The sequence below is a fragment of the Bradyrhizobium sp. CCBAU 051011 genome (assembly GCF_009930815.1).
GTDB lineage: Bacteria > Pseudomonadota > Alphaproteobacteria > Rhizobiales > Xanthobacteraceae > Bradyrhizobium.
The window spans coordinates 8,870,212-8,895,584 of record NZ_CP022222.1 but is presented as its reverse complement, the minus strand read 5'-3'; the positions used below and the strand labels follow the sequence as shown (position 1 = coordinate 8,895,584).

Annotated in this window: 19 protein-coding genes; 12 read left to right on the top strand and 7 right to left on the bottom strand. The window is 60.6% G+C overall.

All coding sequences use genetic code 11. The features are described 5' to 3' along the window. Window positions 1-395: 395 nt before the first annotated feature. Window positions 396-623, top strand: a complete 228-nt coding sequence (locus ACH79_RS41770; RefSeq protein ID WP_161855960.1) for a hypothetical protein — start codon at window positions 396-398, stop codon at window positions 621-623. Between the two features lie 214 nt (window positions 624-837). Further along, complete coding sequence (locus ACH79_RS41765) at window positions 838-1,041, top strand: hypothetical protein (RefSeq protein ID WP_161855959.1); 204 nt, start codon at window positions 838-840, stop codon at window positions 1,039-1,041. A 409-nt stretch (window positions 1,042-1,450) separates the two neighbouring features. On the opposite strand, the gene ACH79_RS41760 is transcribed toward ACH79_RS41765, so the two are convergent. Further along, window positions 1,451-1,747 carry a hypothetical protein gene (locus tag ACH79_RS41760; protein WP_161855958.1) on the bottom strand — a complete coding sequence of 99 codons (297 nt, stop codon included), beginning with the start codon at window positions 1,745-1,747 and terminating at the stop codon, window positions 1,451-1,453. A gap of 409 nt (window positions 1,748-2,156) precedes the next feature. On the opposite strand from ACH79_RS41760, the gene ACH79_RS41755 reads away from it, so the two are divergent. Continuing rightward, a complete protein-coding gene (locus ACH79_RS41755; RefSeq protein ID WP_371419340.1) occupies window positions 2,157-3,344 on the top strand; it encodes an IS481 family transposase in 1,188 nt (395 codons plus the stop codon). 585 nt (window positions 3,345-3,929) lie between these two features. On the opposite strand, the gene ACH79_RS41750 is transcribed toward ACH79_RS41755, so the two are convergent. Beyond that, window positions 3,930-4,100 (bottom strand): hypothetical protein, encoded by a 171-nt coding sequence (locus ACH79_RS41750; RefSeq protein ID WP_161855956.1) that lies wholly within the window; start codon window positions 4,098-4,100, stop codon window positions 3,930-3,932. Window positions 4,101-4,171: 71 nt separating this feature from the next. On the opposite strand from ACH79_RS41750, the gene ACH79_RS41745 reads away from it, so the two are divergent. The 3 genes from ACH79_RS41745 (at window position 4,172) to ACH79_RS41735 (ending at window position 10,369) form a co-directional block, all read left to right on the top strand. After that, window positions 4,172-5,350, top strand: coding sequence for an OpgC domain-containing protein (locus ACH79_RS41745; protein ID WP_161855955.1), 1,179 nt, complete (start codon window positions 4,172-4,174; stop codon window positions 5,348-5,350). Window positions 5,351-5,845: 495 nt separating this feature from the next. Further along, window positions 5,846-8,908: an AAA family ATPase gene (locus ACH79_RS41740; protein ID WP_161855954.1), complete on the top strand. Its 3,063-nt coding sequence runs from the start codon at window positions 5,846-5,848 to the stop codon at window positions 8,906-8,908. Between the two features lie 342 nt (window positions 8,909-9,250). Beyond that, a complete protein-coding gene (locus ACH79_RS41735) occupies window positions 9,251-10,369 on the top strand; it encodes a hypothetical protein (RefSeq protein ID WP_161855953.1) in 1,119 nt (372 codons plus the stop codon). Between the two features lie 16 nt (window positions 10,370-10,385). On the opposite strand, the gene ACH79_RS41730 is transcribed toward ACH79_RS41735, so the two are convergent. Continuing rightward, window positions 10,386-11,969: an FAD-dependent oxidoreductase gene (locus tag ACH79_RS41730; RefSeq protein ID WP_161855952.1), complete on the bottom strand. Its 1,584-nt coding sequence runs from the start codon at window positions 11,967-11,969 to the stop codon at window positions 10,386-10,388. 33 nt (window positions 11,970-12,002) lie between these two features. Between ACH79_RS41730 and ACH79_RS41725 the strand changes: the two genes are divergently transcribed. The 4 genes from ACH79_RS41725 (at window position 12,003) to ACH79_RS41710 (ending at window position 17,595) form a co-directional block, all read left to right on the top strand. Next, a complete protein-coding gene (locus tag ACH79_RS41725) occupies window positions 12,003-12,374 on the top strand; it encodes a hypothetical protein (protein WP_161855951.1) in 372 nt (123 codons plus the stop codon). A 126-nt stretch (window positions 12,375-12,500) separates the two neighbouring features. Further along, window positions 12,501-13,124, top strand: a complete 624-nt coding sequence (locus tag ACH79_RS41720; RefSeq protein ID WP_161855950.1) for a hypothetical protein — start codon at window positions 12,501-12,503, stop codon at window positions 13,122-13,124. 71 nt (window positions 13,125-13,195) lie between these two features. Then, window positions 13,196-14,068, top strand: coding sequence for a polyprenyl synthetase family protein (locus ACH79_RS41715; RefSeq protein ID WP_161855949.1), 873 nt, complete (start codon window positions 13,196-13,198; stop codon window positions 14,066-14,068). 173 nt (window positions 14,069-14,241) lie between these two features. Beyond that, entirely contained in the window at window positions 14,242-17,595 is a 3,354-nt protein-coding gene (locus tag ACH79_RS41710; protein ID WP_161855948.1) for an AAA family ATPase, read from the top strand. 544 nt (window positions 17,596-18,139) lie between these two features. Here ACH79_RS41710 and ACH79_RS41705 read toward each other — a convergent pair. From ACH79_RS41705 to ACH79_RS41690, 4 genes are read right to left on the bottom strand one after another with little or no spacing between them, the layout of a single operon-like run. Further along, complete coding sequence (locus ACH79_RS41705) at window positions 18,140-18,838, bottom strand: substrate-binding domain-containing protein (RefSeq protein ID WP_161855947.1); 699 nt, start codon at window positions 18,836-18,838, stop codon at window positions 18,140-18,142. Next, window positions 18,835-20,976: a molybdopterin cofactor-binding domain-containing protein gene (locus ACH79_RS41700; RefSeq protein ID WP_161855946.1), complete on the bottom strand. Its 2,142-nt coding sequence runs from the start codon at window positions 20,974-20,976 to the stop codon at window positions 18,835-18,837. Before ACH79_RS41700 ends, ACH79_RS41705 begins: the two co-directional genes overlap by 4 nt. Further along, window positions 20,973-21,443: a (2Fe-2S)-binding protein gene (locus ACH79_RS41695; protein ID WP_161855945.1), complete on the bottom strand. Its 471-nt coding sequence runs from the start codon at window positions 21,441-21,443 to the stop codon at window positions 20,973-20,975. Before ACH79_RS41695 ends, ACH79_RS41700 begins: the two co-directional genes overlap by 4 nt. Window positions 21,444-21,473: 30 nt before the next feature. Continuing rightward, window positions 21,474-22,415: a tripartite tricarboxylate transporter substrate binding protein gene (locus tag ACH79_RS41690; RefSeq protein WP_246738778.1), complete on the bottom strand. Its 942-nt coding sequence runs from the start codon at window positions 22,413-22,415 to the stop codon at window positions 21,474-21,476. Window positions 22,416-22,881: 466 nt separating this feature from the next. Here ACH79_RS41690 and ACH79_RS41685 point away from each other — a divergent pair, with 466 nt between their 5' ends. Both ACH79_RS41685 and ACH79_RS41680 read left to right on the top strand, forming a co-directional pair. Continuing rightward, window positions 22,882-23,949 carry an ABC transporter substrate-binding protein gene (locus ACH79_RS41685; protein WP_202639142.1) on the top strand — a complete coding sequence of 356 codons (1,068 nt, stop codon included), beginning with the start codon at window positions 22,882-22,884 and terminating at the stop codon, window positions 23,947-23,949. 5 nt (window positions 23,950-23,954) lie between these two features. Then, window positions 23,955-25,328 carry an MmgE/PrpD family protein gene (locus ACH79_RS41680; RefSeq protein WP_161856835.1) on the top strand — a complete coding sequence of 458 codons (1,374 nt, stop codon included), beginning with the start codon at window positions 23,955-23,957 and terminating at the stop codon, window positions 25,326-25,328. Window positions 25,329-25,373 lie beyond the last annotated feature (45 nt).

Below are 25,373 nucleotides of genomic sequence, written 5' to 3'. Positions count from 1 at the left end.
CCCAATACCTAGCGGCTTGTCATCTTGTTCACGGTTTGTACTATCATGAGATGAAGACCGATCGTGAAATCGAGATCCTGTTCAGGCGGCTGCGCCTCTACGACCAGCTCGGGCGGCATGCCGAGGGGCTCATTCGAATGATCCAGAGGGCATTAGGGGAGCGCTATGGGCCTAGATCACGTCCGTTCCGAAATCGAGCAAATGCGCGTCCAGGTCGGAAGGCAGCGTAAAGAGATTCTGCAGCTTCAACGAGCAGGCATATCGACTGCGTCGGCTGAGCTTTTGCTGCAGCGGATGCTGGGGAGGATCGAAGATCTTTGCGCCGAGCGGGACCGGCTCAGGAAAGAGCAGGGCGGTCCGACGAAGGGGCGCGTGCTCGGCGGCCGGAGTTGGTGATGGGCGATCCGCTCAAATGGTACGACGAGAAGGCGGCGGACAACTCGCCTTGGCTCAAGGCGCTTGCTGAGGTGCGGCAACGTGCGGCGCGTGAGGGACATTGCTACCAGCACGTCCAGGCGATCACGGTCGCAATCGATCAGTATGCCGAGAAGGCGCTGGGCAACCGCGACTACTTCCTCAACAAACCCTATGGTGTCGGCGGAACCAGGAAAGACGCGCTGTAATCCGTGCTCTGGAACCATCGTGTCGGGCTTGCGCCCGCCATTGTTTCTGCTCTTCATTGCCATTTTTTCCCGGTACAAAGATTTGCGCTTTCCGCATGATGGGCGCACTGGGACAGTCGTGGCGTAACCCTGCCCCGCGTCACGGCTGTCTCTTTTAAGAACGAGAGTGTGTGCAGGGCGGTCCAACGAAAGGGTTGGGCGGTCGGAGCTGGTGATGCGCGAACAGTTGAAATGGTACGACGAGAAGGCCGATAACTCGCCATGGATTCGCGCGCTTGCTGAACTTCGCCAGCGGGCCGCCCGTGAAGGCCACTGCTATCAACACGTTCAGGCGATCACCGTCGCTATTGATCAAAACGCGGAGAAGGCGCTGGGCAATCGCGATTACTTTCTCAACAAGCCGTATGGCGTTGACTGACTACCCGGAGGCTGGCCTCCTACGCCAAAAGGCGTGTACGCCGTGCCGCGGCCCGCTTGCCCATGTCGTCAGCAGCGTCACGCATGACGGTGCGGCAGCGCACGTCGACGAGTCCTGTCGTCATTCTGCGCGCATTACCTACTTCGGCTGATGACGTGCGCCGTCTCGCCACGCAAGGTCTCGGAACCGGACCCAGCGGCTAAACGTTATCAATAGCTAGAATTCCAAGCTGCGCACTGCGTATACGCAGCAGGCGGAGTAAGGCTCATGGATACCACCACACTTCTCATTATTGTGCTTGTTATTCTGCTGGTTGGCGGCGGCGGCTGGTACGGCCGAGGACGCTGGTACTAAACGTTAGCTCGATCCGTGGTCAATCTTCACGTCTCGTCTGTCTAAAAAGCGCCGTTCAGTCGCAGACGCGCTCCCTGCGCGTGATCCTGCGGCCGTCGTCCCGTTCAACCTGGGTAGTCACCGTGCGGCAGCGTTGTCGTGGGCCGATGGTGACACCGCCTGGACCGACGCCAACTGTGGCGTTGGAGTCATAACGCCGACGGTCCCTATAGTCGCGGTCGTCGCGGTCTTCGTAGTGCCGGCCGGTCTGCATATCGACTTGGGCCATCTTGACGCCTTGGGCGTTGGCCGGAGTGACGAGCGGGGCAGTCGTCAGCACCGCTGCCGCCACGACAAAAGCGATTTTCATCACGGTGAGTCCTCCTTGGTACTTGAAGAGTAACGGGCACGAACACTGAGGGGTTCCACTAGCTAGGCATTGTGTGGAAGGCTGTGGCCGTTTGATAGCTCACAAAATCAAAGCCCGGCGGTTCACGCTGGCGGGCCTTCCTGCGCCATCAGGTATCCGGTCGAAAGTAGAGAACAAATCCCGAAAGTGCCATGCTGTTTCCGTGCTGCTCGGAACAATTGGCACCCCATCGTAACAGCTTGAATTTGCTTGCACTGTCTTGCAGCACGTTGCAGCACAGTTCTTCTCACACAAGAACAGACAGAACTGCAGCAAGCTGTTGATTGATCGTCAGTGCCCTTCCTGAGAGAGGGGTGACAGTTCATTCCGGAGACATGGGTTACACAATCGGGCCTTTTGCGGGGAGCGCAAAATGCCCTGGAAGGCGTGTAAACCCATGGATGAGCGTCTAAAATTCATTGCCCGGCGGCTGGACGGGGAGCGGATGGCGGGCCTTTGCCGCGAGTTCGGCATCTCCCGCAAGACCGGCTACAAGATCTTCTCGCGCTACAACGAGATTGGCTTGGAAGGGCTCACCGACCGCTCGCGCCGGCCCTATCGCCATGCCAACCAGCTGCCCACCCAGATCGAGACGCTGATCGTGCGCTTGAAGCAGGACAAGCCGAGCTGGGGCGCCCCAAAGATCAGGGAACGGCTGGCCCGGCTTTATCCGGATGTGCACACGCCCGCGATCAGCACCGTGCATGCGGTGCTCGATCGTCATGGCCTGGTCAAGCGGCGAACCCGACGACGCAACCGGGCTGAGGGCACCACACTCTCTCACCCGGCCCAACCGAATGAGCTGTGGTGTGCCGACTACAAGGGCGAGTTCATGCTCGCCGATCGCCGCTACTGCTATCCGCTGACCATCACCGACTTTGCCAGCCGTTATCTCATTGCCTGCGAAGCCTTGCACACCACCAAGGAAGCCTATGCCTTCTCGGTGTTTGAAAGCGCATTCAAGGAGTTTGGCCTGCCGCAGGCCATCCGCACCGACAACGGTGTTCCCTTTGCCAGTCCCAATGCGCTGTTCGGATTGAGCAGGCTGTCGGTCTGGTGGCTCAGGCTCGGCATCGCGATCGAGCGGATCAAGCCAGGCAACCCGCAGCAGAACGGCCGCCACGAGCGGATGCATCTGACCTTGAAGTTGGAGACCATCAAGCCGGCCGCGCGCAACTTCCTGCAGCAGCAGGCCAGGTTCGACGATTTCATCGACTGCTACAACAACGAGCGGCCCCACCAAGCGCTCAACATGCAGTGCCCGGCCGAGCGCTATATCCCCTCAAGGCGGATCTACCAGGGCCTGCCGGACCTTGATTATCCCTTCCACGACAGGACCGCGACCGTAACGACATGCGGCCGTATCTGCTTCAACCGGCAGAAAATCAACCTCAGCGTGGTCTTCGCTGGGCAGAACGTCGGGATTAAGCAGGTGAGCGACAGGATTTGGCTCGTCACCTTCATGAACTATGATTTGGGTTACTTCCACGACGAGACATGCAGACTCGAACCGATAGACAACCCGTTCGGCCCAAAGGTGTTACCTATGTCTCCGGAATAAACCGTAACCTATGTGTCCGGAACGGACCCAGAAGTATTGGCGATCCCGGCGGGATTCGAACCTGCAACCCGCGGAGTAGAAATCCGTTACTCGACCGAATGCGGGGTTAGGCAAATTGCGTCTGAACGTTTCATAACAGTTGAACTCAGGGCATCGACGGGCCTTGCTCACGCCATGACAAGGGAAGAAGCTTTGGGATCTGCTTCAGCTGGACGGATGCATCGCCGCACAGGACGACCTCTAATGCGGTGGGCGCGAGGAATGCCAGTCTAAGTCCCTGCCGGATGACTTTCGGGTGGAGATTCGCAGCCGCAGCTGCTCTCTCCTATAGGTTTGACGATTGAACGCCTCGGCGGTCTCGGTCAGCGAGCGGCCGGGAAAATTCTCAGCTTCGCTGCACTCTATCGGTGTAGAGCGGACATCGCGAACCTGGCCGCCGAAGCCCGACCTCAAGCGGAATCATGGGGTGAGATTTGTACTGTGTTGGGGTACACCGGCCGACCTCGCCACTCAGTCCCCATGCAACCGTCTAACATCCAGACGCGCACCTCAGCATCACGACGGCATGCAGTCTTGGCGAGACCGTCAAGCGCCTTGCTCAAGCGAATTGGACACCTGCTTTGGCGCATCAAACATCGAATCCACAATCTCCGGAGCCTCAGCAAAGATCTGGCTGAATTCGTAACTTTTTCGGCAGCGCTTTAGGACTTCGAACGATGCCTCTTTCATGCTGGCTTGTAATTTCAGCGCAATCATAAGTCTCGGAGTGTGACCCCCTCACACCAAAAACTCCAACATCGGCCATCTTTCCAGTCTGGAGGGACGAGATGAGCGACCGAAAAGCCACCTCTAAGCCATCGGTCGGCGGGCTGGCGGAGCTCAAAGGCGCGGGCCGCGACCTGCGAATAGATGCCTGCCGTGGCATCGCGCTGTGGTTCATCTTTCTTGACCATATCCCAAACAACATCGGAAGTTGGCTGACGCTGCGGAACTACGGCTTCAGCGATGCCGCGGAAGTATTCATGTTCGTCTCGGGCGTAACCTGCGCGCTGGCCTACGGCAAGGCATGGCGCTGCGAGGGCTGGACCGCACTGATCCGCCGGACCCTGCGGCGAAGCTGGGACATTTATGTCGCATTTCTGCTGCTCACGCTCGCCTGCGCCATCCTGGTTCACCTCGCAGGAAGTGGCCGTCTCGCTGACGAGAGCAATACGCGCATTCTGTTGGACCAGCTGGGCGCGACGCTCGCGCACGCGGCGATACTGCAATACCGTCCGGTCAATACCGACGTGTTGCCGATCTTTGTGCTTCTTCATCTCTTGTTCGCGCCGCTACTGTGGTTGCTGCTGCGACTGCCGAACGTGACGCTTGGCGCATCGGTAGCACTTTATGTGCTGGTGCATGTCTTCGGCTGGACCGTCCCGGCGTGGCCGAGCGGTCACTGGGCCTTCAATCCGCTGGCCTGGCAGCTCCTCGTTGTGCTTGGCGCGTGGTGGATGTTCGAGGAGAGGAGCGTCCGGCCGTGGGTCACGTCACGCACGGTGCTTGGACTTGCTGTCCTGTATCTACTCTTCAGTCTGGTCATCGCACTGAGCTGGCGCATCAAACCGCTGGAAGCACTGATCCCGCAGACGTTTGCGCAGCTGCACCACATGGATAAATCAAATCTCGATCCATTGCGATTGCTGCATTTTTTGGCGATAGCGGTTTTGGCAGCGTGGTTTGTGCCTCGCAGTTGGCGAGGGCTGATGACGCCGGTGATGCGCGGCGCGATCTGTTGTGGCCGGAACTCGCTGCCAATCTATTGCCTTGGCGTTCTACTGGCGTTCGCCGGTCACATGGTGCTGTTCGATATCTCGGACGGGTTTGCGATGCAGATCGCGGTGAGTCTCGTTGGGATCGCGGCGATGATCGCGACCGCAATGCTGCTGAACTTGATCAGTATCAAGCCCAGGCAGCAATTAGCAATAGGCGCACGCTCCCAGGTGAAAAACGGCAAACTATGATGTCTCACTCCATCGGCTGAGACTTGGCGGACGGCCGGCAACGTGCTCGGATGAGCCGCGTTAAGGTAGAAGCAAGAATAGCCGCGTTTGGGACGGCACAACCTGACGAAAGCGAAAAGGCGATAGCCTTTTATGCCTCCGGATCGCCCAAAAGGGCGCAGGAAGGACAGTAATCAGCGGCTTTGCTGAGTTGGCGTCCAAGTCTTTCCCAAGAGTGGCGCAAGGGGCACTGCCCAACGGTCGGGCGGAGCCTTACGGGAATACCCCTCGTCTGAACCAATCAACCCGATCCCACCGCGGTCTGTCAGGTTCGCCGGGGCGATGGCATTGCTCGCAACTCCTGTACTCCCTCACAGCGGAACGGAATTCTCTGCTATAAGGTACGCCTTCAGCCGATGCAGAATGGCATCGCGGAGGCTCGCCGTGTTGAACGACTCTCGGTCCGTTCTTGGCGATGGCGATGAGCGCGCGACGCTTGCAATCGGACCATTCCGATTGGATGTCGATACCGCAACTCTCTATCGTGGCAACGATCTGCTACCCGTTGGCTGCCGCGCCGTCGCACTGCTCAGCGTGCTGGCGAAACGTCAAGGTTTGGTGGTTTCCAAGGACGAATTGATCCAGGCCGCTTGGTCAGGCCTGGTCGTCGAAGAAAGCAATCTGTCGGTTCAGATTGCGGCGCTGCGCAAAGCGCTTGCAGCCGAGCCGGGCGGGGAGCGTTGGATCGAAACCCTGCCGCGCCGTGGATATCGGTTCGTCGGCCCGATCACGACGAGATCGCACCACAGCGGGATCGAAGAGAAGGTGCCGCCTGCCCAGGGAGTTGGGCGCGCTATCCTGTCCCCCGCTGCAGCCGGCGGCAGAAGTCAGGAGGGATCAATCCCCCGCCGGCCCCGCTGGCTCGTCGGGCGAAACGGTCCGCTGGCTACGCTGGACAAGGTTACGCAGCGAATGCTCGCCGGCGACAGACAGGTCGTTTTCATCACCGGCGAGGCTGGTATCGGCAAGACCTCGTTCGTCGAAATGGCGCTGGAGCAGCTTTCTCGGTATCGCGTTGAGACCCTGTGCGGTTTCTGCACCGAGCGTTTCGGCATGAACGAGGCATTTCTCCCCCTGATCGATTCGCTGACGACGCGTTGTCGCGGTCCGGACGGTTCGGCTGTCCTGGAGGCCGTGCGCGCCAATGCGCCGACTTGGCTGCTCCAGATGCCCGGTTTTCTCGATGTGGCGGACCGGGCCGCGTTCCGGAATGAGGTATTCGGGGCGACACGAGAACGGATGTCGCGTGAGTTCTGCGACCTGGTCGAAGTGTTGAGTGTGGATCGCCCGTGGGTCCTCGTCATCGAGGATATGCATTGGAGCGACTTCCAGACGGTCGACGTCCTGTCGCGCTTCACACACGGAGACCGCAAGGCTCAAGTGCTCGTTCTTGCCACCTATCGTGTTGGCGACAGCATCATGAGCGGACATCCGGTTCGCCGTCTGCATCAGGATTTGGAAATCCACGGAAGGTGCAGCGCGCTGCAACTCGATCGATTGTCCAAAACCGAGGTGGAGCACCACCTCGCCTTGCGTTTCCAGGACGAGAAGCTCGCTTCGGCGCTCTCCGGGCCGATGTTCGGGCGCACCCAGGGGCAGCCGTTGTTCATCGCCTCGCTTGTGGACTACCTGATCAATCACGAGTCGATTGTGGAGATCGACGGCGCCTGGCGCCTCGGATCTGGAATCGCCCTATCCGAGGATGTCGTGCCAAACGATCTGATCAACATGATCACACATCGGATCGATCGTCTGAGTGAGGACGAACAGCAGCTGCTCGAGGCGGCCAGCGTAGCGGGGAGCGAATGTGCCGCAGCCCTCGTGGCCGCTGGTCTGTCGCGCGACACCGTGGAGACCGAGGAAGTCCTGGAGGGTCTTGCACGCAAGGATCATACGGTGGTGTCGTGCGGCGTTTCTGAATGGCCCGACGGGACCTATTCCGGATCCTACGCTTTCCAACACATTCTCTATCAGAACGTGCTCTATAAACGGCTCACCCCGGCACGGCGCCTCCAGATCCATCACCGCATGGGCGAGCGCCTCGAGCAGGGATATGGGGGCCGGACGGAAAACATTGCGGCTACGCTCGCGTTGCATTTCGAGCAGAGCCATGATTTCCCGCGTGCACTGCGCTACCTCAGCCAGGCCGCAGAAAATTCCGCGAAACGCCTCGGTCACGAGGAGGCGACCAATTATCTGTCCCGTGCACTCGGCATTCTCGACCGTCTGGGAACGACCGATCAGTATGGGCCGCGCACCAGCCTGTTGCGACAGCGGAGCTGGGCGCGGCGCTCGGCGGGGGATCTCGCCGGCTCGGTTCGCGATCTCGAGGAGATGATCGCTTGCGCCGCGGAGGCGGGGCAGCTTCGCCATGAGGTTAACGGGCTCCTGGCCGTGAGCCGGTTCTGCCTTCATGCCGACCGCCGCATGTGCCTTCACGCTTCCAACGAAGCGCTTGCCAAGAGTGAAGCGCTTGAGGATGACGCCTTCAAGGCTCTCGTGCAGGGTAGCAGCGCCAGCATCAATCTCTGGCTGAAAGGCTGGCAGGAGCAGGATGCTGCACTTTGCGAGAAAGCGTTGCACGTAACAGCTGACGCGCGCGATCACGGCACGCTGATCCGGCGATACGGGATCGAGGGAATCCTCGAATGCTTGCGGTCGCGTTACGAGGAATGCCGTCGCTCGGGAACTGATGGCAAGAAGCTCGCGCAGGAGGTCGGCGACGTCTACATCTTTGTGCTGTTCAACGTGATGGAATCGACCGCGCTGATCCATCTTGGCCAATGGCGGCGATTGCAGCGAGAGACCATCGCCGCGCTGGCGCTGGCGGAGAGAAACGCTAACCGCCCGGCGATCGCCCTGTGCCGCCTCACCTTGGGGTGGCTCCACGTCGAGGCGATGGATTTTCATGGTGCGCGCGAGCTCTGCGAGAGCATCGACCAAGCGGTGCTTGAAGAAAATCCTTTCGCCTTCTTCTTTCAGCGAGCCGTTCTTGCGAAGGTCTTCGTCGGACTGAACGAGCCGCAGCGAGCGCACCTGCAGTTCGATGACGTCATGCAACGGCTGAATTCCGACGGCATCATGATGGATTACACGATCTACGCGCAGCTACACCATTGCCTCTGCGAACACTGCCTTCAGGTTGGCGATATCGCACAGGCGCGGACATCGGCGACAAAGCTGTACGAGTACGTCGCGCCCGCGCCCGATCGCAATCATCTGGCGCAGGCGCACGGGCTGCTCACCCGGGTTGCGCTCGCTGCGGGCGATTTGGAGGAGGCAAGGGCGGAGCTCTCGCGTGCCCTCTCAACTCTCGAAGATACCGACATGCCGCTCGCCGCTTGGCGGGTCTATCGGGCGGGTGTGGAGGTCTGCGAGAGCCTCGGCAAGCCGGCCGAGGCGGCCAGGTACAGAGCTCGCTTCGAGGAAGTCATACGAACCCTTGCCGGGAATTTCGAACCTGATGACCGATTGCGGTCGTCATTGCTTGCCGCCCTCGATGCGCCGGGGGCGCGCTGAGCCAGCCGGCGCCGAGACGGCCGCGTCTGGCAGATGGTTGCAAAAGCTGAAAATCGAACGACTCTCAAAATTTCGCGAAAGTCGATTCTCAGGAGTCCCGGAGCCAATCATCCGCAAGGGTTCGTGGGCCGTTCAACTGGCGAACCTAAAGGAGAAGGACGCTGCCACCAAAGTAGATGCAGTTATCCGTTCGCCAACAGATAGCAAAGCCAACTTGAATTCGGCTCGCCTCCGTGTAACATCGTGGGATGCTTGCCATTGCTCATTACACAATGTCCATTTAGCGCACTGTGTCAGCCACAGGCATGTCGCCCGATCGGAGCAGGCTAGGGAGCTTCCGTCATGCCGCCTATTCTGTCTTCTGCAGGGTCCCCCCGACCATCGCGTAGCGACCACCTGCTGCGCGTCGGCGAGATGGCACTTCGTTTCGGCGCGGAGGCGTATGGCCAATGGTGGACAATAGCCAGTCGCAATTGGGGATACGAGGTCGACCGTTTGGTGCGGGGCGCGATGACATCCGTGCCGCCGGAGGCGTTGCTGCGGGATGTGGTCAGCGGCTACGTAAATTGCCTGGGTGAGTTGGCGACGATAGCGCCGTCGGCGGCCGAAAAGGCGGCGATGGAATTAACCCGGCGACCGGATGCGGGTCTGGAGCCCTACATTGGTGACGAGCACACCGGGCCGGAACCGGATGGAGAGATTTTCCAGGTGGACGGCAAACCGTTCGCGATGCCGGCACGGGTTCTGGACGCGTCGCAGGGATGGGCGATGTTTTTCGTGGATATCAAGGCGGCTAACGATGCGCTTGGCGAAGAAGTGCGCGAAATCCTGTCGGCGTTCGATGCGGGCGGCGGGCGGACGCCGCTCATGATTGTCGGGGTGGATTATCGCAACAGCGATTTTGGCGTTTATCCGGAGTTCGTTGTTGCGCTGACAGTGACCGTGAAGGGCGATCCCGCAAAGCAATTGTTCGCCTATTACCTGGCGATTGTCGTCACGCAGGAGTTCACCAAAGAGGCGGCCCGCATCGCGTGGGGGCTGGAAAAGACCGTCTCTCCCAAGCTTGCGGTCCGTTACGCCGCGGACAACGTGTTGTTCGGCGTTCCAAGCAGGAAGGGGAAGGCGTTGTCGATCCGATTTCCGCGATTCGGCGATGCACGGTCCTTCGATCTGCCGACCTTTTCTATCTCTCGACGTGGAGCGGGTACGGAACGGCAGACCTATTGGGCAATGACGACGAAGAGCGGCAGTGGAGAGGGAACGCAGATCGGCGGCACGGTGAGACTTGAATTGGGCAGGTCGGGAGACGGCTTGTGTCTGTGTGCCGACGGCAAGTCGGTTTGCGTATGCGAGATGCTACACCGTTTCGACATCGCAGACAGGTTGCCAGCCGCGAATGGTTGGACGGAGCGGCAGACCGCCGTTTACGGTCCGCCGCGGTTGCTGGATTTTCCTCGATGAGTTGCAGCGTCTCATCTCATCCGTTGGGAAAAATCCGGGAGAAATTTGCGCGCATCATGGAGTCGGTTACCGAGACCGTCTTTGCGGCCCAGGCCGCAGGGCGTAGAGCCATCGCGAGCGCCGCTGGAAGAAGTGCCGGATAGGAATCTGGCCGGATGATATCGATCGGAGCGCCAGTCTTGTGCTTGCGGCGCAATGCCTCCGCCGCCAACAGGCCGCTGACCACGGCTCCCTCGACCGTGACGACATCGATGAAGGTCTGGCAGAAATCGCCGGCCAGAAAGAGGTTCGAAATCTCACAAGTCGCCTTTGGGCGGGAATTCCAGCTGCCAACCTGGTTGACGAAAAGCTCTTCGCCAACATTGGTTTGAACATGGCAGCGGGCGTAGTCCACATCAGCAAGCTTGAAGTCGAGGAAGCGTTGCAACTCCTTGAGCATTATGTCCTTGATGACTTTTTCCGGATAATCAGCGATCAAGTCAGCATTTGAGGAGATGACGTTAAGCGCCGTGCCTCCTCCCGCTGGCCAGTCGCTCCAGACCTGCGAAATGTCGAGCAGACTGAGATTGTATTTCGAGCCTAGAAGCAGCGTGATGCTGCTGGTCAAGCCTGGGATCTTGCGCTTGAAATACGCATCAAGGGAGATCATCGGCTCCGATCGCAGCTCGCGAACCGTTTCAAGCTTTGGTGCGCAAGCCGCGACATCGGGGCTGACGAGGCATCCGAGCGGGCCCGGCGGTACGGCGAGCACCAGATCTCCGGGAACGTCGATCTTCCACTTTTTGCTTGCCCTCGGCCTGTCGTTGCGGTGGGTGGTCGGCTCCTCCGGCATCTGGCCGAGTGTCAATTCGCGCACCTGGCCATCCCTCAGGTGAAGGGTTTCCACCCGCGTTTGGAAATAAATCTCGAAGCGGCGCTTAAGAGTCTTTGCACGCGCTTCCAGGTGACGTCTCCACGGCTCGAAGATGGCGTCGTTGGTATTCTGCGTGAGCAGCCACAAGGATGGAGTCGGGTCAGGATACCCGTACTTTATCAAGCTCTGATAGCTTCGCGCGGAAGAAAGGTAGCTTGGCGAGGCGAACGCTTCCGCCAAGGTGCGGGCTGAGGCTGCTATCGAACCTTCAGTGCTGTAGCCCCTGGATCGGAAAAAACCGCTAACGGAAGTTTGCTCCAGCACAGTCCCAGACATCGATTGCGTGCCGATGAGGTCGAGCAACGAATACGCCGAGAGGAATTGGTCCGCAGGCGACGCGATGCCGTTCAGCATGTTGGTCAAAACGGTCGCGGGCGATCCGGGATTGGTGAGATATGGCCGCGTCTGTTTGTCTCCCGGAAAGCGGCAGCCGATGACAGGGCTTGGTATGAATTTGTCGACGGCGTCGACCTCCCTCATGAATTGCCAGAAATTATTGTACCAGTTCAGGTACATGTGGTAGCAATGTTCGTGCGGATCGGGTGTGTGGCTGTCCCTATGGGCGCCAAGCTTGCCGCCGAGAAAATTGTTCTGCTCATATAATGTTATGTCGAAACCCTGCTCCATCAGTCGGGTGGCTGCGGACATACCGGCTAAACCGGAACCGACTACAATTACTTTTGGCATCTCGCCCTCGAGTTGCGCTAAATAATACTAGGATTGTCGCTTCTCGTTGATTGCAAATCAATGGAATACTACCGGATGCAGGCAAACTATCGGACAATCTTCACCGAAATGCTTCTGGCCCAATCGGCCGCGGCGGGCGCGTTCGCCGATGCCACTGGCCGCTATGCCCAGCTAATGGGGCAGGCGTATCAGGAAGCGCTCCTGACGCTTGCTGCGGAAACACAGCCCAAAGGCGGGGCTGTCGGGCCTGCGCGTCCGGTGGATGGGGCCAGGATTTCCGGAGCATCCCGGCCGGGTTTGTCAGACCTCTGTCGTGGCTTCGCTGGCCTGCCGCGGGTTTCAATGATGGAATTCCTTTCGCGATATGACAATTTGCGTGGACGGCGCGCCATGGGCCGGGATTGACCGTCGTCTAAATTGCCGGGAAACAAAGTGCTGGTTGCGCTCCGCAACCGCGCACGCCACCCAGCGCGACGCAGGGTCGGGTAACAGTGCGACGCACAGGTTTTCAGAATGTCAAAGGGAGAAGGCATGCTTGGTTCTGGTCCCAGTCGATCGGCGCACGACCCTCTCACCGGCATTTTCATGGCAATGCGTGACGCCTGGTTGGCGGGTGCTGGCCTTCGGGAAAACATGACCGTGCAATCCGCGGCCGGCAATCCGGGGGCGGGCTTGCTCGGGGCAGCGCTGCTAGGGCCCGTGATCGGCATGCTCGGCGCGATGGCTGATTTGGCCGCCGCCAATCGCCAGCGATTCGACCAGTCGAGCGCCGAGGGGGCGATTGGTTTGCCGCCGGGCGGCCAGGAGAATTCGGTCGCCACTGATTTCGTGGTGCCAATGAGCCACGCCATGATGATCGCCGCCAACAGGTCGGCCAGTTACTGGTTCGGGCTGGCTCAAATACTCGCAAGTCATCAAGCGAGGTTCGCTCAGGCGGTTGGCGTCAACGCGGCCGACGGCCGTGCGTCGGGAGCTGAGCGCCTCCTTGCGGCCGATGAATTGCGTGCATTGCTGCGTGAGGTGGGGGACCTGGCTGTCAGGGAGGCGCGCATTTTGCAGAGCGAGTTGAGCAATTTGGATGAGCGCTTAGCGCAGAATTTTCAACAACCCGACCTGTGCGGATCCTACCGCAGGCGCTGGCGCAGTAAAATCTAGGACGGCGCGTTTCAAACATGCCAGAGCAAACGACAAAATCTGTCATTGCGCGACTTGGTTTCGAGACGGAGATGGCCGACTTGCGCGAGCGCATTGCGCGCTGGATTGACGGTTGCAGCGAGGAGTTGCGCGAAGCGCTTGAATGGCAGTTCCTGACTGGATCAAAATACTTTCGTCCCCTGACGATCTTTTCCTGTTATCGGGCAGTGCGCGAAGGGCCGATCCCCGAACAGATCATGCAATCGGCTCTGGTGATCGAGCTGTTTCACAATGTTTCTTTGATCATTGACGACATCGTTGATCGTTCCCCGACGCGGCGCGGTCGGGCCACCATGCACACCAAGTTCGGCGAACTATCGGCTTTGATGACTTCGGGCTACATCGTGGCGGAGGGCTATCTGCAACTGAAGGATGACCTAACAGGCATTGCATTGTTTTCGGAACTGTTGAAACGATTAGGCGTGGCTGAATGCCTGCAGTGGCGGCTTCGTCGTCAACCGCTGGGAGTTGAGGACTGGCGCAAGATCGCCGGAGAGGACACCGGCTCGATGTTCGAGGTGTGTGCCTGCCTGGGCGATCGGTCGGGCAGGCTGCGAACTTTTGGTGGCCTGCTGGGGCTGCTCTATCACGGTTGCGACGATGTTGGCGACGTGAAGGGGCTGGCCGCACTCGGAGGCGGTGGGGAGGAGGACTTGCGCGATGGCATCCTTACGCTACCTGCGGCGCTGGCAATTCGCGATCCCGCGGCGGTAAAGCTATTTTGCGACCCGGAAGGCGGCAATCTGGCAGAGCTGGGCAGGCACTTCGTCGCCAAGCTGCCCGAAGCAGAAGCTTATCTCGACCAGATCGCCGAGGAGGGGCGAACCGAGGCACGATCGTTCGCTGTTGATCCCGCCCCCTTGATCGCGCTGATCGAGCAAACCCGGCAATTGAGCCGCTACTAGCCAGCGATTTCTGGTGTAAGGTCGCCAAAGTGGAAGCTGAAGAAACGAGCTTTTGATAACATAGCGCGCGCAACTTTGGATCGACGCTGCCCAGAGGGCGCCGAGGTGCAGCGTCGCGGTGATCAGAGCGAGCAAGTGCGCTAGGCTATCAGGGTTTTGGGACGTGCAAGCTCATGCAAAGTCTGGACGTCGGTGCGTGGCTTGAAGAGCTTGGGCTTGGCCAATACCGGGCCCTTTTTTCCGATCAGGCGATCGACAGCGATGTTCTGCCTGACCTGACAGGCGACGATCTGGTGCATCTTGGTGTACCGCTCGGGCACCGCAAAAAGATTCTTAAGGCTATCGACGAGCTTCTCGGGCGGGAAACGACCGAACAGCACGCGCGCAGCAAACTTGTGCGGACGTGGCCTGACGCTGAGAGACGACAGTTAACCGTGCTGATCTGCGACATGGTCGAGTCGACGGACCTTGCCTCCAAGCTGGACCCTGAAGAGCTTCGCAAGGTGATGGGCGTCTACCTCGATGCGTGCGTGAATGCTGTGACCTCCCTTGGCGGTTTCATTGCCAGATACACCGGAGACGGAATCGTCGCCTATTTTGGCTATCCGGCCGCCTTGGAAAATGCCGCGGAACGGGCTGTCCGCGCGGGCTTGGAACTCGGGCAGGTTGTACCAAATCTGGCCCCGTTACCAGATGTAACGTTGCATGTGCGAACGGGTATCGCGACAGGTCTTGTTGTCGTTGGTGACCTTCTGGGTGAGGGCGCAGCCAGGGAAGAAGCGGTTGTCGGCGAAACCCCAGCGCTCGCCGCACGGCTGCAGGGTCTTGCTCCCCCCGACGGCGTAGCTATTGCCGGCAGCACACGCCGGTTGGTCGAGGGCATGTTCGAGCTTGAATTTCTCGGCATGTGCGACTTGAAGGGTCTGCCCGGCCTAAGACCTGTATGGCGCGTGCTGCATGAGGCAGCGGCCGAAAGCCGCTTCGATGCTACACACCCCGCCGATCTGACAGAAGTGGTTGGCCGGGAGGATGAGCTGTCGCTGTTGCTTGGGCGATGGCGGACCGCGTGCGAAGGCGAGCGTCAGCTGGTCCTGCTGACGGGCGAAGCAGGAATCGGAAAGTCGCGATTGTGCATGGCCCTTGCGAGCCGGATTGCAACAGAGAGCCATTTCATTATCCGCCTGCAGTGCTCGCCGTTCCATACCGTTAGTGCGCTGCATCCGATCTTCACCTATTTTGAACGCGTGGCCGGACTGACGCTCGGCATGGAGCCTGAGGAGAAACTGAATCGATTGATTGCTGAGATGCAGAAGTCCGGAAATGTGGCGCCCGAGACGATAGCGCTTTTTGCAGACCTGCTGTCGATACCCATTGGCGATCGTTTGCCCCGACACGAGGGAGCACCCGAGAAGTTGAAGAGCCTGACACTTGATGCTCTGGACGATTGGGTCGTGAACCTGTCGCGGTTGAAGCCAGTATTATGGATACTGGAAGATGCGCACTGGATTGATCCGACAACGGTCGAGGCAATCAGCCACGGCTTGGGCCGGACAAACAGCGCTCGCATCCTGGCCGTAATAACGCACCGGCCGGAATTTCACCCCCCGTGGACCGGCCGTAGCCAGGTTGCTTCGTTCAGCCTCAATCGGCTGAGCCGACGGCAGTCGTACGAGTTGGTCCGACGGGTGGCGAGGAAGGATTTAGCCGATGCACTTGTTGAGCAAATCGTCTCCAAGGCGGACGGGATGCCTTTATTCATCGAGGAATTGACGAAGGTCGTAATCGACTCCGGCCCGTATGAGGCGAGTACCGGTTCCTATGACGACAAGCGGGGATCTGGTGAGTCGATGATACCGGTAACGCTGCAGGATTCATTGCTTGCCCGTCTTGACCGGCTGACAGAGAGCAAATCCGTGGCGCAGATTGGTGCGGTAATCGGGCGGGAGTTTTCATTCGAACTGTTGGCCGCGGTGGTGCCATCAAAGCCCAAGGAACTTGAAGCTGCTTTGACACTGCTTGAGGCGGCGGACCTGATCAGCGCGCGAGGAAATCCACCGGAGGTGATCTACACATTCAAGCATGGCCTCGTACAGGAGGCTGCCTACTCGACGTTGCTCATCAGTCGGCGCCAGAAGCTGCACAAACGCATCGCCGACACGTTGCAGAGCAACTCTGCCCAGATAGCGGAGGCGCAACCGGAATTGTTGGCGCACCATTTCACCGAAGCGGGCCTCATCTCGCAAGCGATTGATTGGTGGGCCCGCGCCGCTTCGCGGTCGGCAGGCCGATACAACAACATTGAAGCGGTCAGCCAGTTTCACCGTGCTTTGGGCCTACTCACGCACCTTGCGGATGGTTCATCGACCCAACGCCGGGAGTTCGAACTAAGGATCGCCATGATCGAACCGCTCTATGCGACGAGTGGTTATTCCGGGACGGAGGTCGAACAGAACTACGGCCGGTTGCTCGAACTTGGTCAGGATCTCGGAGAAACGCGGCAATTGCTGCGGATCTTGTGGGGCCGGGCCGGCGGCGCCCTCGTACGGTGCGACTTTCCACGCGCTCTCGAGTACGTGGGGAGTTTTCTCGAACTGGCGCGCCGGGCCGAGGACGGGACATCGGCGGCACAAGGGGTTCGGATCAGGGCAATGATTGCGCTGGCGAGCGGCGAACTGGTGACGGCGCGCGAGCGGTTCCTGGAAGTGATAGAGGAGTTTGAGCGCGAAGGCACGGCGACGACGCTCGGTAACTATCTGACGATTCCGCGTCCAACGACCCTGGCACAGTATTCGATCGCCGCACAACAACTCGGTCGTCTTGACGAGGCAGAGGAACTGTGCGTGCGCAGTTTGCATGAGGCTCGTGAACGTGGACACCACCTGACGAGCTGCTATGTAATCTATCATTGCGCAATGAAATCAATGGTTGAGCAGGATCCTGTGGCGGTCTTTTCGCTCGCTGAAGAGCTTGTCGAGATCATGAACCGGCATCATGTTTTCTACTGGGAATGTTTTACGGAGGCGCTTCTAGGTTGGGCTTCGGCCTCAACGGGCGCGTTGGATACCGGCTTGGCGCGACTGCAGCGCAGCAGGGAAATCCGAGATCGGGTGCAAACCAGGATCTGGCTTCCCTATTTCCTGATCAGCGAAGCCGATATCCTGATGCAGAACCAGAGAAACGATGAGGCTATCGCCTTGCTGGATCGAGCGGCGGCGGAGGCCGATGCAACTGGGCAGCGTTACAGCGAGGCGGAGGAATTTCGCGTACGAGCCTGCGCCAGACTCTCTCAGGGCGCATCGCTTGCTGAGGTAGAGGCTTTGTTCCGTCGCGGATTGGAAACGGCACAAAGGCAGAATGCGAGACTTTTCGAATTGCGGACCGCGACAAGTCTGGCGCAGGTCTGGCGGGATGCCGGACGAATTGACAGCGCGCGCACGCTGCTCTCGGCGAGGTATGGTGGGTTCACGAATGGCCACGGCACTACGGATCTGCAAAAGGCTCGCTCGGTGTTGGAGAGTATAAGCTAGTTCTCACCGCAGATGGTTGTCATTCATCTGGAAACGGTCGCTATGCTTCAGTAGGCTGCGCGGCGATACGAGAAAGATGCTTTCACGATAGTGGGTATCGGGCTGTAGGGGACCCCCGCTACCACAGGCCACGTTTTTCTGCGCCAAACACTCCTGACGGTTGCGGTCGGAGCTCGCTGGCGCGAATTGTGTTAGCTGCGAAGGTGGTGAGGCTTGCCTCTGAGAGCTGACGTTCTCGTGCCAACCAGGCGCTTCGGATCCGGGCCAGACATGCAGCTTTTTGAGCTTCGCCGACCTTATCAATGCCTATAACAGCCAGCGTGTGGGCACGAGCACTGTTGAAATGCAGATCGCTGCGGGTGCGCTAGAGCAGGCCCGTTGAATGGGCCAAAACGCGCGAGCAGTTCGGGCGGCCGATCGGCGAGTTCCAGGATCGTAATGGATGGTCGCCGATATTTTCCAAATGCGCGCCTTGAAACTGCAGAATAATCAAGCGGAATTCGATTCCGCGCGCCCGCTGAGGCTCACGAGCTTAGAACGAGGTCTAGCTGATGAAGCCAGCGCGCTTTCGCTGTTCAAGTTGGTCAGCGCCGGTTAACAAGCCGATCAGCTCCTGAGCCTGTTTGGGGTAGGCTGCGGTGGTCGTGATGCCCGCTGTGTACATGGTTGCGAGCTCGCAGCCCGGCGGCAGTGAGCCGGACAGGGTTACACCCTTGGTGCTGATGATCTCGGTTGATTGCGTGCAGCCGATCGGACGCCGCGCATCCGAGGCCGCCAGTTCACGCATCGCGGTCGCGCCGTTCGGGAAAACCCGGAGGCGGGCGGCAACCTCATCGGCGATGCCGAGCTGCTGAAAGACACTTGCGACGTGAATTCCGGCCGTCGAGGTCTTGGTATCCGGTACGAAGATCGCGTCCGTGGCCCGCAGGACCTCGCGCAAATCCGCGGCATCCCTGACGGCGGCCTGGGGATCGCCGGTACGGACGGCGAGGGCGGTTTCAACCAGCCCGACATTGGCGATCGAAGGCGCTGCGATCAGCTTCTCTTGCGCCAGCTTGGCGAGGAGCGCCGCGGTCAATATGACGATGTCAGCCGGCGTCCCCTTGCGCAATTTTTCCGCCATGAGGCCGACAGCGCCAAACTCGCCTGCGATGTCGAAGGCGGTTCGGGCCTTGAAGGCGGGTGTCAGGCTGCCGACGAGGCCCTGCGCTGCGCCGCCGCTCAGAATGTTCAGGCTGTTCATGAGCTCAATTCCATCGCAGCGATGATCCTGTCGCGCGTGATCGGCAAATCGCGCACCCGCACGCCGAGCGCGTCGAACACCGCATTGGCGATGGCGGCTGTGACGGGGCCGTGCGCCGCCTCGCCGGCGCCGACCGGGTCGATTTCCGGGCGCTGGATCAATTCGACCTCGACATCGGGCACCTCGCTGAAGCGCAGGATCGGATATTCCGTCCAACCCGTGCTGGTGATGCGTTGCCGGTCGAAGCGGACGCGTTCCTTCAGTACCCAGCTCGTGGCTTGAATGGCGCCACCTTCGATCTGGTTGACGACGCCATCCGGATTGATGGCCTCGCCGACGTCGACGGCCAGCGTCAATTTCCTGACGGCAATCTCCTCGGCGCCCTCGATCTCGGCGATCGCAGCACAATAGGCGCCAGTGTTCTTGTAGCGGGCAAAGCCGATGCCGTGACCGATGCCGGGCTGCTTCTCCGGCTTCCACTTCGCGCGCTTGGCCACAGCCCGGATGACATCCCTGGCCCGCTCATCCCGCAAGTGGCGCAGCCGGAACGCGACCGGATCTTCGCCACGCTCGGCGGCGATTTCATCGAGGATCGATTCGATCGCAAACACATTGCCCTGTCCACCCAGCGTCCGCAGCGCCGAAGTGCGAATGGGCATCGTCGTCAGGCGATGGCTTTCTATGCGCCATGACGGAAAATCATAAAGCGGGATCGAGTTGCGATCGCCGCCGCCGCCATTCGCCTGCGGCGGATTGGTGGAGATCATGCGCGGAAACGGCTCTGCCAGCTCGAATCCCGCCAGCAAGGCGGGCTGTGCCGCGCGCCCCGGCCGCGCCGCGTGACCGTTGCTCCAGATCGAGTGTCGCCAGTCGACGATTTCTCCCTGCGCATCGAGGTCCGCTTCAATCTCGATTGCCATCGCCGCGCCAAAGGGTGCGTCCGACATCTCGCCTTGTCGCGACCACTGCATCCGCACCGGACGGCCGCCGGCGGCCCGGGCTAGCAGTACGGCGTCTAGCGCGACATCGTCGGCGGCGTTGTGACCGTAACAGCCGGCGCCTTCCAGATGCTCGACGGTGATGTTCTCGACCGGCAGTTTGAGAACCAGCGCCAGATCGGCGCGCAGGAGATAGACGCCCTGGCTGTGAGTCCAGACATGAACGCGGTCGCTGTCCCACTGCGCCATCGCACAGGACGGTGCGATCGACGCATGGGCAATGTAGGGGCGGGTATATTGCCGCCGAATGGTTCGCGCCGCCGCGCCTGATGATGAAGCCGTTTTCTGGTCGATGATCGTCGCTTCCGATGGCTGCGCTTTCAGGAATGAAGCCAGATCGTTTTCGTCGGGAAGGGGCTCGCCGTCGGACCAGACGGCGCCCTTGCGCAAGGCTCGAACGGCCAGTTCCGCGCCACGCTCGGTTTCGCTGACGACGCCCGCGAAACTGCCATCGCGCACGATGGCGACGAGACCGTCCACCGCACGGGCACCATCCTCTCTCAATTCCGAAAGCTTCGCGCGCGCGTTCTCAGGCCGCAGCACGCGGCCATGCAGCATCCTCGCCAACGCCTGATCGTGGATGAACCGCGGCCGGGCAAATACCTTGTCTGGTATGTCGATCCGGTGGATCGAGTTTCCGGCCAGCGCACGGCGCGTTGCGATCTTTGGCGTCACGCCTGATGTGGCGTTGTGATCGAGCGAGACCTCATCGGCAAGTTCCCAATAACTGGTCCTGACATTGCCAGGGCCCGAAATGGTGCCGTCCTCGATTTCGAGCGCATCGATATCGACCCCGAGCCGTTCTGCCGCATGCTGCAGAAATATCCGGCGAACCTCGGCGCAGGCATAACGCAGCGCGCGGCCCGACTGCTGGATCGAGAGGCTGCCCGAGGTGACGCCCTCGTTAGGGCTGGCGGCAGTCGACGCCCGGATCATCTGCACGCGCGACAGGTCGACATCGAGTTCGTCGGCGGCGATCTGCGCCAGCGCCGTCACGATGCCTTGCCCGATCTCCACCTTGCCTGGCGAGACCGTTACTCGTCCGGCGCTCGAGAATTTCAGCCACGACGACAGTTTCGGATTGGCCGCGAGGCTTGCCGGCAATGCGGGCTGAGACGGAGCGTCGACCTGCTGGTTCATCCTGCCGCCATTTCTTCCGCTGCGCGCAATACCGCCCGCACCATGCGCTGATGCGAACCACAACGGCAGAGATTGCCGTCGAGCGCTTCCTTCACCTCCCGGTTTGTCGGCGACGGATTTCGCTTCAACAGCGCCGCTGCGCTCATCAGGATGCCGGAGACGCAATAGCCGCATTGCAGTGCCTGCTCGGCGATGAAGGCGCGCTGCAGCGGGTGCGGCCGCTCGCTCGTACCCAGCCCTTCGATGGTCGTGACATCCTTGTCCGCGACCGACCACAGCGGCGTGTCGCAGGCCGACACCGCGCGATCTCCGATAATGACATTGCAAGCGCCGCATTCACCGGCGCCGCAGCCGAAATGCGGTCCGGTCACTCCGAGCTGCCCGCGCAGAATATCCAGCAAGGGCCGGTCGGGATCGGCGTCGACCATAGTCTCGACGCCGTTGAGGCGGAATCGAACGCTCGGCATCGAGGGCGAACCTTCTCTCGCAGCTTCTTATTATTGCGGCGGCTTGTCGAACTTTTTGACAACCTCCGCCCATTTCACGATATCGCGGCGGAGGAATTTGTCGAATTCGTCTGACGTCATTGAGATAGGGACGACACCTTGCTGGGACCACAGTTTTACGATGTCAGGTCGCTTCACAATGTCGTTCACGGCCGCGTTGAGCTTGTCGATAATCGGCTTGGGCGTACCCGCAGGCGCCATCAAGCCGAGCCAGATGGTGGCCTCATAGCCGGGAATGCCGGCCTCGATCGCCGTCGGCGCATTGGACAGAACGGTTGAACGTGTCTTGCCCGTTGTAGCCAGTGCGCGCACCTGGTTTTCCGCCACGTTGGGCGCCATCGCCGGAACGGCGTCGATCATCATCTGAACCTGGCCGCCGATCACACCGCTGCGCGCTTCGCCGCTGTTGCGGTAAGGTACGTGCACCAGGTCGATGCCGGCCATGGCTTTGAACAGCTCGCCCGCCATATGATACGGCGTGCCTTGGCCTGACGAGGCGTAGTTCAGTTTGCCAGGTTGCGATTTGGCGAGCGCAATGAATTCCTGCAGCGTCTTCGCCTGCACGGACGGATGAACCACGATGACGAGGTCGGAATAGTTCACCGGCGCGATCGGCGCGAGATCGCGCATCAGTTCGTATTTGCGTTGCGGCACCAGCGATTCATTCGCGGTCTGGGTGTTCGACATCATCAGCAGCGTATAGCCGTCCGCCGGCGACTTGACCGCTTCCTGCGTGCCGATCACCCCGCCGGCGCCGGTGCGGTTTTCGACCACGAAGGGCTGGCCAAGGCTTTCCTGCAGGATGCTGCCGATCTGCCGGGCGGTGACGTCGGCGGGTCCCCCGGCGCCGAAGGGAACAATCACCTTCACGGGACGCGACGGATAGTCCTGCGCCAGGCCGGGCGTCATCAGCAGAGATGGCACCGCCAGCATTGCCGCCAGCGCGAGCGCCGTTCCCAAGCGCATCATGTCAACCTCCCGAACTCTGTCTTTTTTTGAAGGGCCCGTTTACCGGCCTCGTGCCAAGTCTAGCTATCCGCGGACTGATCGCTAGTCCCAGAATCAGATATTCGTTGCCGCATTCTTGCTCTCGACCGGGACCGTCGCCGCCGCCCAGACAAGCATGCGAACTTAGAGCCCGGGAGGATGACCTGTGGCAGTAAGAGCGAAGAACCGTCGGTTTCCGACGGCGTTCAAATTGAAGGTGATCAAGCGCATGGAAGGGGGCGAAGGCGTTTTTGCCTGTGGCTCGCAGTAGCGCGAAATCCCAAAATGGCCCATCCTGCGCAGGTCGGCTTAGCTGCGACAGCAAAGCGCCATCGGCGATGGACAGCCGCCGATCCATGGGAATAATGAACAGGGTTCAGGTAACTTCGCCACCAGCGCGGGGAACGAAAACATGAAACACCCAGGGATTTCGCGCCGCGATATGCTGTCCGGCGCCGGCGCCGTTCTCGCAGGCGCAGCATTTTCCACGCGCGTGATGGCCGCTGCCCCTCCACCGGAGACGGTGACCCCGGCGCTGATCGACGCGGCAAAGAAGGAAGGCAAGGTCATCTACTACACCTCGACCGATCTGCCGGTCGCGGAGAAACTGGCCAAGGCCTTCGAGGCGAAATATCCGGGCATTGCGGTACACGTTGAGCGTACCGGCGCCGAGCGCGTGTTCCAGCGCATCGGCCAGGAATACGCCAGCAACATCCACGCCGTCGATGTGGTGAACTCGTCCGATGCCGCGCATTTCATCGTCTGGAAGCGCGACGGAATTTTGGCGCCTTACGTGACGGAAGACGTCGCAAAATTCTATCCGGCCGAGCACAAGGATCCCGATGGCCAGTTTGCCAGCTTCCGCGTTTGGCTCAGCATCATCGCCTACAACACCAACATGGTGAAAGCGGAGGACGCGCCGAAGAGTTTTGCCGATCTGCTCGATCCCAAATGGAAGGGCAAGATCGTCAAGGCGCACCCGGGCTACAGCGGCACCATCATGACCGCGACCTACCAGATGCAGCGCGATCTCGGCTGGAGCTATTTCGAAAAGCTCGCCAGGCAGAACATCATGCAGGTGCAGTCATCGGCCGATCCCCCCAAGAAGCTCGATCTTGGCGAGCGCGCGGTGATGGCCGACGGCAACGAATACAACATCTTCCAGATGAAGGAGGCGGGCCGTCCGGTCGAGCCGGTCTATGCCACGGAAGGATCGCCGCTGATTATCGGACCGAACGGCGTCTTCAAGAATGCTCCCAATCCCAATGCGGCAAGGCTGTTCCAGTCGTTCAGCCTGAGCCGGGAGGCGCAGCAACTCATCGTCGACGTCGGCGGCCTCCGCTCGGTGCATTCTCAAACCGTCGAGAAAGCGGGTCGCACGTCGCTCAAGGACATCAAGACCATGAAGGACGACGCGGCGGCAGTAGAGAAGGAAAGCGAGGCCATCAAGGCGCGCTACACCAAGATTTTCCGCATTTGACCGGCATGCCCTCCGGACTGCCCACGGTTTCGGTCGCCGAAACGTTAGCGGAAAAGATCGTCGCGCTCAGGCCCGGCGCATTGCCTGCAGCGACCAGGCGCAAATGTGAGGATCTGCTGATCGATGTGGTGGGCCTGTGCGTCACTGCACGCAACCAGGATTACGTCGAAAGCGCCTTGGCAGGTTGCGATGATGACGGCCCATGCACGGCGATCGGGCACCGACGCACCCTGAATGCTGCAGGCGCCGCTTTCGTCAACGGCACGGCCGCGCATGGCGAGGATTTCGACGACACGTTCGAGGGCGGTCCGGTGCATGCCGGCGCGGTGATCGTGCCGGCGGTGCTCGCCGCCTGCGAGCGGCATAATCCGGAAGGTCAGGCGGCGCTGATCGGGATCGCGGTCGGCACCGAAGTGCTCTGCCGGTTGAGCCTCGTGGTGCCGAAGGCGGTTCACAAGGCCGGCTTCCACCCGACCGCGATTTTTGGCGCGATGGGCGCGGCCGCCGGCGTCGGCGCAGCGCTCGGCCTCAACGCCAGGCAGATCGTCGATGCGCTCGGCATAGCCGGCAGCATGGCCGGCGGCATCATCGAATATCTCGCCGAGGGCGCCTGGACCAAGCGACTGCATGCCGGGTGGGCGGCGCAATCCGGCATCCGCGCGGCGCTGCTGGCGCGGGGAGGGTTCGTCGGACCACGCACGGTGTTCGAAGGCGTCCACGGGCTGTTCCACGGCTTCGCGCACACCACGGATGGCGACTACGCCGCGCTGATCGGCGATTTCGGTGCACGCTGGGTGACAGACATGCTGGCGTTCAAGCCCTATCCATGTGGAACGATGGCGCAGCCCTTTATCGATTGCGCGCGTCGGTTGGCCGCGCGCGGCATCAAGCCGGAGGAAGTCGCCGAGGTCGTCTGCGAGGTGGCGGAGGCAACGGTGCACCGGCTGTGGGAGCCGCTGGCCGACAAGCAGCGCCCGCCCAACGGCTATGCCGCCAAATTCGCCGTGCCCTATCTGTTGGCTGCCGGCTTCGTGCATGGCGGCGTCGGCCTAGGCGCATTCACCGAAGACGCGATCCGCGACCAGCGTGTGCTGGCGCTCGCGGCCAAGGTGAAATACGTGATCGACCCGGACAATCCCTATCCGAACAACTATACCGGCCACATCCGCGCAACCCTCACGGACGGCAGCGTGGTCGAAGACCGGCAGCCCCATCTTCGGGGTGGCGCGCAGGAGCCGTTGACGCGGCAAGACGTGACCGACAAGTTTGTGCTCAACGTCAAGCATGGCGGCTGGAGCGCTGCACAAGGCGATGCGGTGTTGGAATTGATGGCCAGACTGTTTGATGGCCGCATCGATCTGGGCTTGTTGCGCCACTGATTGTCGTCATGCCCGGCACAAGGCCGGGCATGACGTGGAGAGAGC